At 71.7% G+C, this 13,389-nt stretch carries 12 protein-coding genes; all 12 read left to right on the top strand.

What is annotated here, in order from left to right:
- The first annotated feature begins 51 nt into the window (after positions 1-51).
- The 12 genes from DEJ24_RS03135 to pyrF all read left to right on the top strand — a co-directional run bounded on the left by DEJ24_RS03135 (position 52) and on the right by pyrF (position 13,365).
- The gene (locus DEJ24_RS03135; RefSeq protein WP_111077361.1) at positions 52-573 is read left to right on the top strand and encodes a shikimate kinase; all 522 of its coding nucleotides are present in this window, start codon (positions 52-54) and stop codon (positions 571-573) included.
- Complete coding sequence (gene aroB, locus DEJ24_RS03130) at positions 570-1,667, top strand: 3-dehydroquinate synthase (RefSeq protein WP_375334685.1); 1,098 nt, start codon at positions 570-572, stop codon at positions 1,665-1,667. The genes DEJ24_RS03135 and aroB overlap by 4 nt, the downstream gene beginning before the upstream one ends.
- Before the next feature lie 46 nt (positions 1,668-1,713).
- Entirely contained in the window at positions 1,714-3,405 is a 1,692-nt protein-coding gene (locus DEJ24_RS03125; protein ID WP_111077231.1) for an AarF/ABC1/UbiB kinase family protein, read from the top strand.
- A gap of 70 nt (positions 3,406-3,475) precedes the next feature.
- Positions 3,476-4,036, top strand: coding sequence for an elongation factor P (gene efp, locus DEJ24_RS03120; protein WP_110902182.1), 561 nt, complete (start codon positions 3,476-3,478; stop codon positions 4,034-4,036).
- A gap of 11 nt (positions 4,037-4,047) precedes the next feature.
- The gene (gene nusB, locus DEJ24_RS03115) at positions 4,048-4,500 is read left to right on the top strand and encodes a transcription antitermination factor NusB (RefSeq protein ID WP_111043760.1); all 453 of its coding nucleotides are present in this window, start codon (positions 4,048-4,050) and stop codon (positions 4,498-4,500) included.
- A 75-nt stretch (positions 4,501-4,575) separates the two neighbouring features.
- Positions 4,576-5,160, top strand: a complete 585-nt coding sequence (gene pyrR, locus DEJ24_RS03110) for a bifunctional pyr operon transcriptional regulator/uracil phosphoribosyltransferase PyrR (RefSeq protein WP_111043759.1) — start codon at positions 4,576-4,578, stop codon at positions 5,158-5,160.
- Entirely contained in the window at positions 5,157-6,116 is a 960-nt protein-coding gene (locus DEJ24_RS03105; protein WP_111077230.1) for an aspartate carbamoyltransferase catalytic subunit, read from the top strand. Before pyrR ends, DEJ24_RS03105 begins: the two co-directional genes overlap by 4 nt.
- Positions 6,113-7,468 carry a dihydroorotase gene (locus DEJ24_RS03100; protein WP_111077229.1) on the top strand — a complete coding sequence of 452 codons (1,356 nt, stop codon included), beginning with the start codon at positions 6,113-6,115 and terminating at the stop codon, positions 7,466-7,468. Before DEJ24_RS03105 ends, DEJ24_RS03100 begins: the two co-directional genes overlap by 4 nt.
- Entirely contained in the window at positions 7,465-8,010 is a 546-nt protein-coding gene (locus DEJ24_RS03095) for a hypothetical protein (RefSeq protein ID WP_111077228.1), read from the top strand. The genes DEJ24_RS03100 and DEJ24_RS03095 overlap by 4 nt, the downstream gene beginning before the upstream one ends.
- Positions 8,007-9,206 (top strand): glutamine-hydrolyzing carbamoyl-phosphate synthase small subunit, encoded by a 1,200-nt coding sequence (carA, locus tag DEJ24_RS03090; protein WP_111077227.1) that lies wholly within the window; start codon positions 8,007-8,009, stop codon positions 9,204-9,206. Before DEJ24_RS03095 ends, carA begins: the two co-directional genes overlap by 4 nt.
- Positions 9,206-12,484: a carbamoyl-phosphate synthase large subunit gene (gene carB / locus DEJ24_RS03085; protein ID WP_110902189.1), complete on the top strand. Its 3,279-nt coding sequence runs from the start codon at positions 9,206-9,208 to the stop codon at positions 12,482-12,484. The genes carA and carB overlap by 1 nt, the downstream gene beginning before the upstream one ends.
- Positions 12,481-13,365, top strand: a complete 885-nt coding sequence (gene pyrF, locus DEJ24_RS03080; protein WP_258374715.1) for an orotidine-5'-phosphate decarboxylase — start codon at positions 12,481-12,483, stop codon at positions 13,363-13,365. The genes carB and pyrF overlap by 4 nt, the downstream gene beginning before the upstream one ends.
- The last annotated feature ends 24 nt before the right edge of the window (positions 13,366-13,389 follow it).

Here is a 13,389-nt window from a genome sequence, read left to right as displayed (position 1 = left end):
GGGGCAGTCCAGGCCGGGGCCGCGGTCCCGCCCGTCGTCGTCATCGGGCCGATGGGTGCCGGCAAGTCGAGCGTCGGGCGCCGGGTCGCGAAGGCCCTGGGCGTGCCGTTCACCGACACCGACCGGGTGATCGCACGCGAACACGGTCCGATCCCGCAGCTCTTCGCCGAACGCGGCGAGCCGGCCTTCCGGGAACTCGAGGCCGCGGCGGTCCGTCGCGCCGTGCAGATCGGCGGCGTCGTCTCGGTCGGCGGGGGAGCGGTCATGCACCCGGAGACCCGCGCCGCAATTGCGGGCGCGCACGTCGTGCTCCTGACCGTCACGGCCGAGGCGGTCGCCGCGCGGATCGCCGGCAGTGACCGCCCGCTCATCGCCTCGGGTGGCATCGACGCCTGGCAGGCGATCTTGGACGAGCGGGCGGCGACGTACGCCGAGCTCGCCCACGTGGTGTTCGACACCTCGCGCCGACCCATGTCCCGGGTCGCCGACGACGTCGTCACCTGGGTCCGCGACAGCGCACCCGCCGGCACCCGCACCCCACCTCCCCCCACCTCCGACGAAGGAGCACCGTGACCGAGTCGACCCTGCCCGAGGGCACCACCGAGATCCGCGTCGGCGGCCAGGACGGCTACGTGGTCGCGGTCGGCAACGGCCTGCTCGCGTCGGTCCCTGCCCTGCTCGGTCCGCGAGTGGCGAAGGTCCTCATCGTGCACGCCCCGACCCTGGGTGCCCGCGCCGAGGACCTCCGTCAGCTGCTCGTCGGCGCGGGACTCGAGGCCCTCATCGCCGAGGTGCCCGACGCCGAGGCCGCGAAGCGGATCGAGGTCGCCTCGTTCTGCTGGCAGGTCATGGGGCAGTCGGACTTCACCCGCACCGACGCCGTGATCGGCCTCGGCGGCGGTGCCGTCACCGACCTCGCCGGCTTCGTCGCCGCCACCTGGCTGCGCGGTGTGCCGTACCTGTCGATGCCGACGACGGTCCTCGGGCTGGTCGACGCGAGCGTCGGTGGCAAGACCGGCATCAACACGAACGAGGGCAAGAACCTGGTCGGGGCCTTCGCCGCCCCCCGCGCCGTGGTCGGTGACCTGGACCTCCTCCGCACCCTGCCACGGAACGAGATCCTCGCGGGCTTCGCCGAGATCGTGAAGGCCGGGTTCATCGCCGTGCCGGAGATCCTCGACGTGATCGAGGCGGACGTCGACCGCGTGACCGACCCGACGACGCCGGAGTTCCGCCGCGTGGTCGAACTCGCGATCGAGCTGAAGGCCCAGGTCGTGTCCGAGGACTTCACCGAGCAGGGCCGCCGCGAGGTGCTCAACTACGGGCACACCCTCGGCCACGCCATCGAGCACGCCGAGCGGTACCAGTGGCGACACGGTGCGGCGGTGGCGGTCGGCATGGTGTTCGCCGCCGAGCTGGCACGCCTCACCGGGCACCTGGACGACGCCACGGTCGACCGGCACCGCTCGATCCTGGATTCGCTGTCGCTCCCGACGACCTACCCGCTCGGCCGGTGGCAGAGCCTCCTGGCGACGATGCGCCGCGACAAGAAGGCCCGCGCCGGCATGCTCCGGTTCATCATCCTCGATGCCGTCGGCAAGCCGGTGACGCTCGAGGGACCGGAGGACCACCTGCTCTTCACCGCCTACCAGGAGGTGGGTGCCTGAGGGCTGTACCCCGGTCGGCCCCAGGCCCGCGGAGCAGACTGACGGCGTGCCGAACCCGCCCCGCCTCAGCGACTTCTCCACCCAGCAGCGCCAGGAGCCCTCGGGTCTCCGCAGCCGCGGCCGCCGTTTCACCGAGGTGCTCGGGATCGCCCGACGACACGCGCTGCTGCCGTTCCGTCGGTTGGACTTCTCCCGGGACCCGGCCACCGCCGACCTGCGCCGTGACCAGGCGGACCACCTGCGCCGGGCACTGGAGGAAGCGGGCGGCGGTTTCGTGAAGATGGGTCAGCTCCTGTCCACGCGCGACGACCTGCTGCCCGAGGAGTGGACCGAGGGTCTCGCGCACCTGCAGCGGGGCGTCCGTCCCGCGGACCCGGTCGAGGTCGCGTCGTTGCTCGAGGCCGAGCTCGGCGCGCCGGTGTCCGAGGTGTTCGCGTCGTTCGATCCGGAACCGGTCGCCGCGGCCTCGATCGCGCAGGTGCACCGCGCCCGGCTCACCGACGGCACCGCGGTTGCCGTGAAGGTCCAGCGCCCCGGCATCGACGCAGCCGTCCGGCGGGACGTCGACATCGCGCTCCGCGTCGTGCGGTTCCTCACCCGGACCTCCGCCCAGGCCCGACAGCTCGGGGTGGTGCAGGTCGCCGAGCAGTACGGTGCGGACCTGATCCGCCAGGTGGACTTCTCCGCCGAGCTCCGCAACCTCGAGTCCCTCCGTGCCGCCCAGGCCCGCAGCGCCCGACCCGACGAGGTCCGGTTCCCGGAGCCGTACCGCGACCTGTCGAGCCGTCGCGTGCTCGTGATGGAGTTCCTCGAGGGGGACACGCTCAGCGCCATCCGGGCCGAGCGCTCGGACCGTGACCTCGACGAGCCGATGCGGGCGATCCTGCGCTCGTTCCTGCGCCAGGTCGTCTTCGACGGGGTCTACCACGCGGACCTGCACCCGGGGAACGTCCTGGTGCTGCCCGACGGTCGGCCCGCCCTCATCGACTTCGGCTCGGTCGGGAGGCTCGACCCGGGTCTCCGGGACACGGTCCAGGAACTCCTCGCCGCCTACCTGCAGGACGACACCTCGCGCATCGCCGACGCGGTGCTCCGGATGGCCTCGGTCCGCAACGCCGAGGACGAGTCCGACTTCCGTCGGGACATGGCCCGTTTCGTCGCGGAGGAGCTCGGTCCGGGCGCACGGATCGGGGTCGAGACGGTCGACGACGCCGTCGCGGTGTTCGGGCGGTACCGCCTCCGTGCGCCGGCGGACTTCGTGGCGGCGGCCCGGGCCCTGGCGATCTTCGAGGGCACGCTCCGCACGCTGACCCCGTCGTTCGACCTGCTCGAGGAGTCGCGCGGCCTGGCTGCGGAGCAGATCCGCGACCAGCTCCGTCCGGCCGCGATCCGGAACGTGCTGGTGCGCGAACTGTTCGGTCTCGTCACCTCGGCACGTCGGCTCCCACGACGCATCGACAAGATCACCGAGGCGGTCGAGGCCGGCCGTCTGTCGGTGAACATCCGCCTGCTCAGCGATCGACGGGACCGGCAGACGGTGTCGGGCATGATCCGTCGGGTGCTGCTCGTGCTCCTGGGAGCCGGGTCGGGCCTCCTGGCCGTGGTGTACCTGGCGACGCCCGCGCGACCGACCGCGGTGATCAGCACGCTCGTGGCCGGCGCCCTGCTCGGCGGCACCTGCGTCGTCCTGCTCGCCTGGGCAGCGATCGACGCCTGGCTCGCGCGCCGACGGCAGTAGCCCGTCCGCTACACTCGTCCGGGGCTCCACGAGCCCGGACTCCTTCACAACACCATCGAACGGAAGACCAATGGCGAGTACCACTGACATCAAGAACGGCGCCGTTCTCATCATCGACGGGCAGCTCTGGTCGGTCGTCGAGTTCCAGCACGTGAAGCCGGGCAAGGGCGGCGCCTTCGTGCGCACCAAGCTCAAGCAGGTCGTCTCCGGCAAGGTCGTCGACCGCACCTTCAACGCGGGCGCGAAGATCGAGACCGCGGTGGTGGACCGTCGCGACTTCCAGTACCTCTACGAGGACGGCGACTCGTACGTCTTCATGGACCAGGACACCTACGACCAGGTCAACGTCCCGGCGGCCGTCGTCGGTGACGCGCGCAACTTCCTGCTCGAGTCCGCGCAGGTCACCATCGCGATGAACGAGGGCAACCCGCTCTACGTCGAGCTCCCGACCTCGATCGTCACCACGATCGAGACCGAGCCGGGCCTGCAGGGTGACCGCTCCTCCGGCGGCACCAAGCCGGCGACGATCGTCACGGGCTACCAGATCCAGGTCCCGCTGTTCCTCGAGAGCGGCACGAAGGTCAAGGTCGACACGCGTGACGGCAACTACCTCGGCCGCGTCAACGACTAGGCGCTGACCGGATGAGTGCTCGTTCCAAGGCGCGGAAGCGCGCCCTCGACATGCTCTACGTAGCCGAGGTGCGCGAGCTGCCGATCGCGGACGTCCTGGCGACCGAGACGGTCCGCCACCTCGACCAGCCGGAGCGTGCCTCCAGCTGGGACTACGCGCGGCAGATCGTCACGGGCATCGACGAGGCCCGGTACGAGATCGACGGCGTGATCGCCGACCACGCGCAGGGCTGGTCGATCGCGCGCATGCCCGTGCTCGACCGCTGCATCCTGCGCATGGGGGTCTGGGAGCTCCGGTTCAACCCGGAGGTCCCCGACGCGGTCGCGATCGCCGAAGCCGTCGAGCTCGCGCAGTCGCTCTCCACGGACGACTCGGCCGGCTTCGTGAACGGTGTCCTCGGCGCCGTCGCGGGCGGCCGCGGACCGTCCGGTCGGACTGTCGCGGAGGACCAGGAGTCCCGCTAGGCTCGAAGCCGTCAGCATCCTTGAAGCCGTCCAGAGAGACGGGAGCCGTCCAGAGAGGCGGGGAAGGAGGTCGGCGTGGGTACCAGAACGGTCCTGCAGCAACCCGACATCACGCGTGCTCTGACACGCATCGCGCACGAGATCCTCGAGGCCAACCACGGTGGCTCGGAACTCGTGCTGCTCGGCATCCCGACCCGTGGGGCCGTCCTCGCCGAGCGCCTCGGTCGCATTCTCGCCGACATCGAGCCCGGGTGGGAGTCCGCCGCCGCGGGGATCGGCAGTGAGCGGGTCGGCGCACTCGACGTCACGATGTACCGGGACGACCTGCGCCGGGGCATCGGTCGAGCGCCACACCCGACGGTGATCCCGGCCGGCGGCGTCGACGGCAAGGTCGTCGTCCTGGTCGACGACGTGCTGTACTCCGGCCGGACGGTCCGCGCGGCCCTCGACGCCCTGCAGGGCATCGGCCGTCCGCGCGCCGTCCGCCTCGCGGTCCTCGTCGACCGCGGCCACCGCGAACTGCCGATCCGCGCCGACCACGTCGGCAAGAACCTGCCGACGGCGGGCGACGAACGGGTCACGCTGCACCTGACCGAGACGGACGGTGTCGACGACGTCGTCATCGAACAGGGCGGTCCCGAACAGGGTGGTGCGTCGTGAGGCACCTGCTCTCCACCGCCGACCTGTCACGCGACGAGGCGATCGGGATCCTCGACGTCGCGGAGGAGATGGCCGAGGTCAACACACGAGAGGTGCGGAAGCTCCCGGCGCTCCGCGGTCGGACGATCGTGAACCTCTTCTTCGAGGACTCGACCCGCACGCGCATCTCGTTCGAGGCCGCGGCCAAGCGGTTGTCCGCTGACGTCATCAACTTCGCCGCGAAGGGCTCCAGCGTCTCGAAGGGCGAGTCCCTCAAGGACACCGTGCAGACCCTCGACGCCATGGGCATCGACGGCATCGTCATCCGCCACGGGGCCTCCGGCGCCCCGCGCGTGCTCGCCGAGGCGGACTGGATCGACGTGCCCGTCGTCAACGCGGGTGACGGCACCCACGAGCACCCCACGCAGGCGCTCCTCGACGCCTTCACGATGCGCCGCCGTCTGCACGGCTCCGACAGCCGGGGGCAGGGGCTCGACGGGGTCCGGGTGCTCATCGTGGGTGACGTGCTGCACAGCCGCGTCGCCCGGAGCAACGCCTGGCTGCTCCGGACGCTCGGTGCGCACGTCACCTTCGCCGCCCCGCCGACGCTGCTGCCGGCGGTCGACCGTCCCTTCGGCGCCGCCGTGCACCACGACCTCGACGCCGCGCTGGCCGAGGACCCGGACGTCGTGATGACCCTCCGGATCCAGCAGGAGCGGATGGACGACGCCTTCTTCCCGAACCCGCGTGAGTACACGCGGCACTTCGGGCTGACCGCCGCCAGGTTCGCCCGGCTGTCCGAGCGGACGCTCGTGATGCACCCCGGACCGATGAACCGGGGCCTCGAGATCGCCGGGGTCGCCGCGGACGACGCTCGCTCGACCGTGGTGGAACAGGTCGCGAACGGCGTCTCGGTCCGGATGGCAGTGCTCTACCTCGCCCTCACCGGTGACCACCAGAAGGAGACCGTCGCATGACCGCACACCTCATCCGTGGCGCGCAGCTGGTCGACGGCTCGCGTGCCGACATCCGCCTGGAGGGACGGCTCGTCACCGCGGTCGGGTCCGGTCTCGACACGGCTGGTGCGACGGTGGTCGACGCCGACGGGCTGCTCGCCCTGCCGGGCCTGGTCGACCTGCACACCCACCTCCGGGAGCCCGGGCACGAGGAGTCCGAGACCGTCCTCTCCGGCTCGCGCGCCGCAGCCGCCGGCGGTTTCACGGCCGTGAACGCGATGGCGAACTCCTCGCCGGTGGCCGACACCGCCGGGGTCGTCGAGCAGGTGCAGGCGCTCGGGGACGACGCCGGGTACGTCACGGTCCGTCCGATCGGTGCCGTCTCGCAGGGGCTGCAGGGCACGCACCTGTCCGAGATCGGCGCCATGGCGACCTCACGCGCGAAGGTCCGGGTGTTCTCGGACGACGGCTCGTGCGTCGCCGACCCGCTGCTGATGCGCCGGGCGCTCGAGTACATCAAGGGCTTCGGCGGCGTGCTCGCACAGCACGCGCAGGAGCCCCGTCTGACGGTCGGCGCGCAGATGAACGAGGGCCGACTGTCGTCCGAACTCGGTCTGGCGGGCTGGCCGGCCGTGGCGGAGGAGTCGATCATCGCGCGGGACGTCCTGCTCGCCGACCACGTCGGAGCACGGCTGCACGTCTGCCACGTCTCGACGGCCGGCAGCGTCGAGGTGATCCGCTGGGCCAAGTCCCGCGGCATCGACGTCACGGCCGAGGTCACACCGCACCACCTGCTGCTCACCGAGGACCTGATCGCCGGGCACGACGGCGCCCCGGGCTACGACGCCCGCTACAAGGTGAACCCGCCGCTCCGTCGGCGCGAGGACGTCGAGGCACTCCGCGCCGCCCTGGCCGACGGCACGATCGACATCGTCGCGACCGACCACGCCCCGCACCCCGCCGAGGCCAAGCACTGCGAGTGGCCCGCCGCCGCGAACGGCATGGTCGGGCTCGAGTCCGCGCTGAGCGTGGTGCACGCCGCCGTGGTCGAGGACGGCCGACTGGACTGGGCCGACGTCGCCCGGGTGCTGTCGAGCGCGCCGGCCCGGATCGGCCAGGTCGCGGGTCACGGCCACGGGATCGCCGCGGGTGCGCCGGCCGAGATCACGCTCTACGACCCCGCGGCGGGCCGCGAGTTCTCGGTGGCCGACCTGCACGGGCAGTCGCAGAACTCGCCGTACCTCGGGATGCGGTTGCCCGGCCGGGTCGTCGCGACCTTCCACCACGGCGAGCCGACGGTGCTCGACGGGCAGCTCGTCGACGCCGACACCGTCGCGGGCCGGGCTGCAGCGGCACGGGTGGCGACGGCATGAGCGGTGACACGGCGCGCTGGCTGCTCGGCGGGGTCATCCTGCTCGCGGTGGCCGCGCTGTTCGTCGCGATGGCGCGCACCTGGCGGACGCGCAGCCGACGGCAGGCGGAGGCCGTGCCTCCCGTCCGGGTGCCGGCCGACCGTGGTCCGGAGGCCGGGTCGTGGGACGGGTTCACCGTCGCGACGACCCGAGCCGACCAACCGCTCGAACGGATCACCGCCGGCGGACTCGGTTTCCGCGGTCGCGGCGGCGTGACCGTGCATGCGACCGGCGTCGTGCTGCACCACGCCGGCGTGGACGACCGGTGGATCGCCCGGAGCGCCGTGCGCGGCGCCGACCGGGCCACGTGGGCGATCGACCGAGTGGTCGAGCCCGGGGGACTGGTCCGACTGCGATGGACGGCGACCGGCGCCGCAGCAGCGACGGACCTCGACACCTACTTCCGGTTCCCGGAGGGCGACGCGGAAGCGCTCACCGCCCTGCAGGGACTGGCGACGACGAACGACTCCCCGCACACCGCGGGCGAAGGGACGAACCCATGACACGCGAACGGGCCGTACTGGTCCTCGAAGACGGCACCCGGTACGACGGCTGGGCCTACGGCGCGCGTGGGCGCACGCTCGGCGAGGTGGTCTTCGCGACCGGCATGACCGGCTACCAGGAGACCCTCACCGACCCCTCCTACGCCGGGCAGATCGTGGTGCAGACCGCGCCGCACATCGGCAACACCGGGGTCAACGACGAGGACCCCGAGTCCCGGCGCATCTGGGTCGCCGGGTACGTCGTGCGCGACCCGAGCCGCGTGGTGTCGAACCACCGCGCGGACGCGTCGCTCGACGACCACCTGGTGCGCGACGGCATCGTCGGGATCTCCGGGATCGACACCCGCGCCCTCACCCGTCGCATCCGCGACGCGGGCGCCATGAAGGGCGGCGTGTTCAGCGGGGCGGACGCCACGCTCGACGCCGACGAGCAGCTCCGGATCGTCACCGAGCAGGCCGGCATGGCGGGGAAGAACCTCTCCGCCGAGGTCTCCACGGCCGAGGAGTACGTCGTCGAGCCGGTCGGCGAGCGGATCGGAACGCTGGCCGTCCTCGACCTCGGCGTGAAGTCGTCGACCACCCGCTACCTGTCCGAGCGCGGCTTCGAGGTGCACGTGCTGCCGCAGGACGTCACGGTCGAGCGGCTCCGCGAGCTCGACCCCGACGCGCTCTTCTACTCGAACGGCCCCGGCGACCCGTCGGCGTCCGACGCGCAGGTGACCCTGCTGCAGGAGAGCCTCCGTGACGGCCGGCCGTTCTTCGGGATCTGCTTCGGCAACCAGCTGCTCGGCCGTGCCCTGGGCTTCGGCACGTACAAGCTGCCGTTCGGGCACCGCGGCATCAACCAGCCGGTGCTCGACACCACGACCGGCAAGGTCGAGATCACGAGCCAGAACCACGGGTTCGCGGTCGACGCGCCCGTCGGTCAGGTCCTCGAGTCCCCGGTCGGCTTCGGCCGCGTGGAGGTCTCGCACTACTCGCTCAACGACAACGTCGTGGAGGGCCTCCGGGCGCTCGACATCCCCGCGTTCAGCGTGCAGTACCACCCCGAGGCCGCCGCCGGACCGCACGACAGCATGTACCTCTTCGACCGCTTCCGGGACATGGTGCTCGCCCGACGGCACGGAGCGCCGCTCGACGCGGCCACCGCCGACGCCACCACGCCTGCCGCCGACATCACGAAGGAGGGCAACTGATGCCCAAGCGCACTGACATCAGCTCCGTCCTGGTCATCGGCTCCGGCCCGATCGTGATCGGGCAGGCCGCCGAGTTCGACTACTCCGGCACGCAGGCCTGCCGCGTGCTCCGCGCCGAGGGCGTCCGCGTCATCCTGGTGAACCCGAACCCGGCGACGATCATGACCGACCCGGACTTCGCCGACGCGACGTACATCGAGCCGATCACGAACGCGTCGCTCGAGGAGATCATCCGCATCGAGCAGCCGGACGCCGTCCTGCCGACCCTCGGTGGGCAGACCGCCCTGAACGCGGCCATCTCCCTCGACGAGGCCGGCATCCTCGAGAAGTACGGCGTCGAGCTCATCGGCGCCAAGGTGGACGCGATCCAGCGCGGGGAGGACCGCCAGCTCTTCAAGGAGCTCGTCCTCGAGTCCGGCGCCGACGTCGCGCGCAGCCACATCGCGCACACCCTGGAGGAGGCGAAGGAGTTCGCGAAGGACCTCGGCTACCCGCTCGTGGTCCGCCCGTCCTTCACGATGGGCGGTCTCGGTTCCGGCTTCGCCTACGACGAGTCGGAACTCGTGCGCTTCGTCGGCGACGGTCTGCAGTCCAGCCCGACGACCGAGGTCCTGCTCGAGGAGTCGATCCTCGGGTGGAAGGAGTACGAGCTCGAGCTGATGCGGGACAACGCCGACAACACGGTCGTCGTCTGCTCGATCGAGAACGTCGACCCGGTCGGCGTGCACACCGGCGACTCGATCACCGTCGCCCCGGCGCTGACGCTGACCGACCGCGAGTACCAGAACATGCGGAACATCGGCATCGACATCATCCGCCGTGTCGGGGTCGACACCGGCGGGTGCAACATCCAGTTCGCGGTCGACCCGGCGAACGGCCGTCTGATCGTCATCGAGATGAACCCGCGCGTCTCCCGCTCGTCGGCGCTCGCGTCGAAGGCGACGGGCTTCCCGATCGCCAAGATCGCCGCGAAGCTCGCCATCGGGTACCGCCTGGACGAGATCCAGAACGACATCACCCGCGTCACCCCGGCGAGCTTCGAGCCGACGCTCGACTACGTCGTCGTGAAGACCCCGCGCTTCGCGTTCGAGAAGTTCCCGGCCGCCGACGCCACGCTCACCACCACGATGAAGAGCGTCGGCGAGGCGATGGCGATCGGCCGCAACTACGCCACCGCGCTGCAGAAGTCGCTCCGCTCGCTCGAGAAGCGCGGGTCGAGCTTCCACTGGGACGTGCCGGCCGACCAGCTCGACAAGGCCGCCCTGCTCGAGAAGTCCTCGGTCCCGACCGACGGCCGCATCGTCACGGTGCAGCAGGCCCTCGTCGCCGGCGCCACGGCGGCCGAGGTCTTCGAGGCCACGAAGATCGACCCGTGGTTCATCGACCAGATCGTGCTCATCAACGAGGTCGCGGACGAGGTCCGTGCCGCCGAGACCCTGGACGCGGACACCGTCCGGTGGGCCAAGGAGCACGGCTTCAGCGACGCGCAGATCGCGGCGCTCCGCGGGGTCTCCGAGCAGGAGGCGCGTGACCAGCGCCACGCGCTCGGCATCCGCCCGGTGTTCAAGACGGTCGACACCTGTGCCGGCGAGTTCCCGGCCCTGACGCCGTACCACTACTCGTCCTACGACACCGAGACCGAGGTCGCCCCGAGCGACCGCAAGAAGGTCGTCATCCTGGGCTCCGGCCCGAACCGCATCGGCCAGGGCGTCGAGTTCGACTACTCCTGCGTGCACGCGTCCTTCGCGCTGAGCGACGCCGGGTTCGAGACGATCATGATCAACTGCAACCCGGAGACGGTCTCGACCGACTACGACACCTCGGACCGGCTCTACTTCGAGCCGCTCACGGTGGAGGACGTGCTCGAGGTCATCGAGGCCGAGCAGGCGTCCGGCCAGGTGGTGGGCGTCGTCGTGCAGCTCGGCGGCCAGACCGCACTGGGGCTGGCGAAGCCCCTCGAGGCCGCGGGCATCCCGATCCTCGGCACCACGCCGGACGCGATCGACCTGGCGGAGGAGCGTGGGGCGTTCTCGCGCATCCTCGACGAAGCGGGCCTGCTCGCCCCGAAGAACGGCACCGCACACGACCTGGCCAGCGCCACCGCGGTCGCCGAGGGCATCGGCTACCCGGTGCTCGTCCGTCCGTCCTTCGTGCTCGGCGGCCGCGGTATGGAGATCGTCTACGACTCCGCCACCCTCGCCGACTACTTCGACCGGATGGCCGACCAGGCGATCATCGGCCCGGACCTGCCGCTGCTCGTGGACCGGTTCCTCGATGACGCGGTCGAGATCGACATCGACGCGCTCTACGACGGCGAGCGGCTCTACGTCGGCGGCATCATGGAGCACATCGAAGAGGCCGGCATCCACTCCGGCGACTCGTCCTGCACCCTGCCCCCGGTCGGCCTCGGCCGCGCCGAGATCCAGGCCGTCGTCGACGCGACCGAGAAGATCGCGCGCGGGGTCGGCGTCCGCGGACTCCTCAACGTGCAGTTCGCCATCGCCGCCGGGGTGCTCTACGTCCTCGAGGCGAACCCCCGCGCCAGCCGCACGGTCCCGTTCGTCTCGAAGGCGCTCGGCATCGCACTGGCCAAGGCAGCGGCACGCATCATGACCGGCACGAGTGTCGACGGCCTGGTCGCCGAGGGCCTGCTGCCGGCACGCGACGGCGCCTTCGTCCCGATGGAGGCCCCGATCGCCGTGAAGGAGGCCGTGCTGCCCTTCCGTCGCTTCCGCACCCGCGAGGGTCAGGTCGTCGACTCGGTGCTCAGCCCCGAGATGCGCTCCACCGGAGAGGTCATGGGCATCGACCGCGACTTCCCGCGGGCGTTCCTCAAGAGCCAGGAGGCCGCCTACGGTGGTCTGCCCACCAGCGGCACCGTGTTCGTGAGCGTCGCGGACACCGACAAGCGCGCCATCGTCCTGCCGGTGCACCGCCTGCAGCAGCTGGGCTTCACGATCATCGCGACCGAGGGCACCGCCGAGGTGCTCCGCCGCAACGGCATCCTGGTCGGCACCGTCGGCAAGTACAGCCAGGGGCAGGAGAGCGTCGTCGACCTGCTCGCTCGCAACGAGGTCGACATCGTCATCAACACCCCGAGCGGTGCCGCCGGTCGCGCGGACGGGTACGAGATCCGTGCGGCCACCGTGGCGGCGGACAAGCCGCTGTTCACGACGATCTCGCAGCTCGGCGCAGCGGTCGCGGCGATCGAGACGATCGGGACGCCGCACAGTGTCCGGAGCCTGCAGGACTACGCGCTCGAGCGGGCGGGCTGGTGACCCCAGGTCTGCACGGAGGCCCGACCCCGTTCGGCGTCCGGCTCGCGGCCGCCATCGGGTCGCGGTCCGCACTCTGCGTCGGGATCGACCCCCACGCCGCCACCCTGGCGGCGTGGGGGCTCGGCCGCGACGAGGCCGGACTCACCGCCTTCGGCGCGACCCTGGTCGACGCCGCCGCGGGGCGAGCGGCGGTCGTGAAGCCGCAGGTCGCGTTCTTCGAGGCGGCGGGGGTGCCCGGGTACCGAGCGCTCGAGGCGACGATCCGTCGCGCGCGTGATGCGGGCCTCCTGGTCGTCGCGGACGTCAAACGCGGTGACATCGGTTCGACCGGCGACGACTACGCCCTGGCGTGGCTGGACCGTGACGGCCCGTTCGCGGCGGACGCGATGACCGTGTCGCCCTACCTCGGGTACGGCTCGCTGTCCGGGACCGTCGCCGTCGCCCGCGAGAACGGGGCGGGCGTGTTCGTCCTCGCCGCGACGAGCAACCCGGAGGCACGTGTGCTGCAGACAGCGGTGCTCGCCGAGGGCCCGCGTGCCGGCCGGACCGTGGCGGCCGGTATCGTCGTGGACGTGGCAGACGACAACCGGACGAGCGCCGACCAGCCCCTGGGGGACGTCGGGCTGGTCCTCGGCGCGACCCTCGACCTCGACGACTTCGGCATCACGGCCGACGAGATCGGCACCGCCCCGGTCCTCGCGCCCGGCTTCGGCGCGCAGGGGGCCCGGATCGAGGACCTCCGCGCGCTGTACGGCAGCCGGGCGGAGCAGGTGCTCGTGAGCGAGTCCCGCGGGCTGCTCGGCGACGGGCCGGACGGTGTCGCCGCACTCGTGGCCGACCGTGCCGACCGGGTCGCACGCGCGCTGGGGACGGCGGCGTGAGCGACGAGCAGTCGGACGTCCGGT

Origin of the sequence: Curtobacterium sp. MCPF17_001 (genome assembly GCF_003234615.1) — a bacterium.
In the GTDB taxonomy this organism is placed as follows: domain Bacteria; phylum Actinomycetota; class Actinomycetes; order Actinomycetales; family Microbacteriaceae; genus Curtobacterium.
This window is presented reverse-complemented; position numbering and strand designations above follow the sequence as displayed.

What these genes read in the sequence shown, in the direction of transcription:
- DEJ24_RS03095 (WP_111077228.1), top strand. Translation starts at nt 7,465, where the DNA reads ATGAGCGGTGACACGGCGCGCTGGCTGCTCGGCGGGGTCATCCTGCTC.
- efp (WP_110902182.1), top strand. Translation starts at nt 3,476, where the DNA reads ATGGCGAGTACCACTGACATCAAGAACGGCGCCGTTCTCATCATCGAC.
- DEJ24_RS03135 (WP_111077361.1), top strand. Translation starts at nt 52, where the DNA reads ATGGGTGCCGGCAAGTCGAGCGTCGGGCGCCGGGTCGCGAAGGCCCTG.
- DEJ24_RS03100 (WP_111077229.1), top strand. Translation starts at nt 6,113, where the DNA reads ATGACCGCACACCTCATCCGTGGCGCGCAGCTGGTCGACGGCTCGCGT.
- carA (WP_111077227.1), top strand. Translation starts at nt 8,007, where the DNA reads ATGACACGCGAACGGGCCGTACTGGTCCTCGAAGACGGCACCCGGTAC.
- nusB (WP_111043760.1), top strand. Translation starts at nt 4,048, where the DNA reads ATGAGTGCTCGTTCCAAGGCGCGGAAGCGCGCCCTCGACATGCTCTAC.
- carB (WP_110902189.1), top strand. Translation starts at nt 9,206, where the DNA reads ATGCCCAAGCGCACTGACATCAGCTCCGTCCTGGTCATCGGCTCCGGC.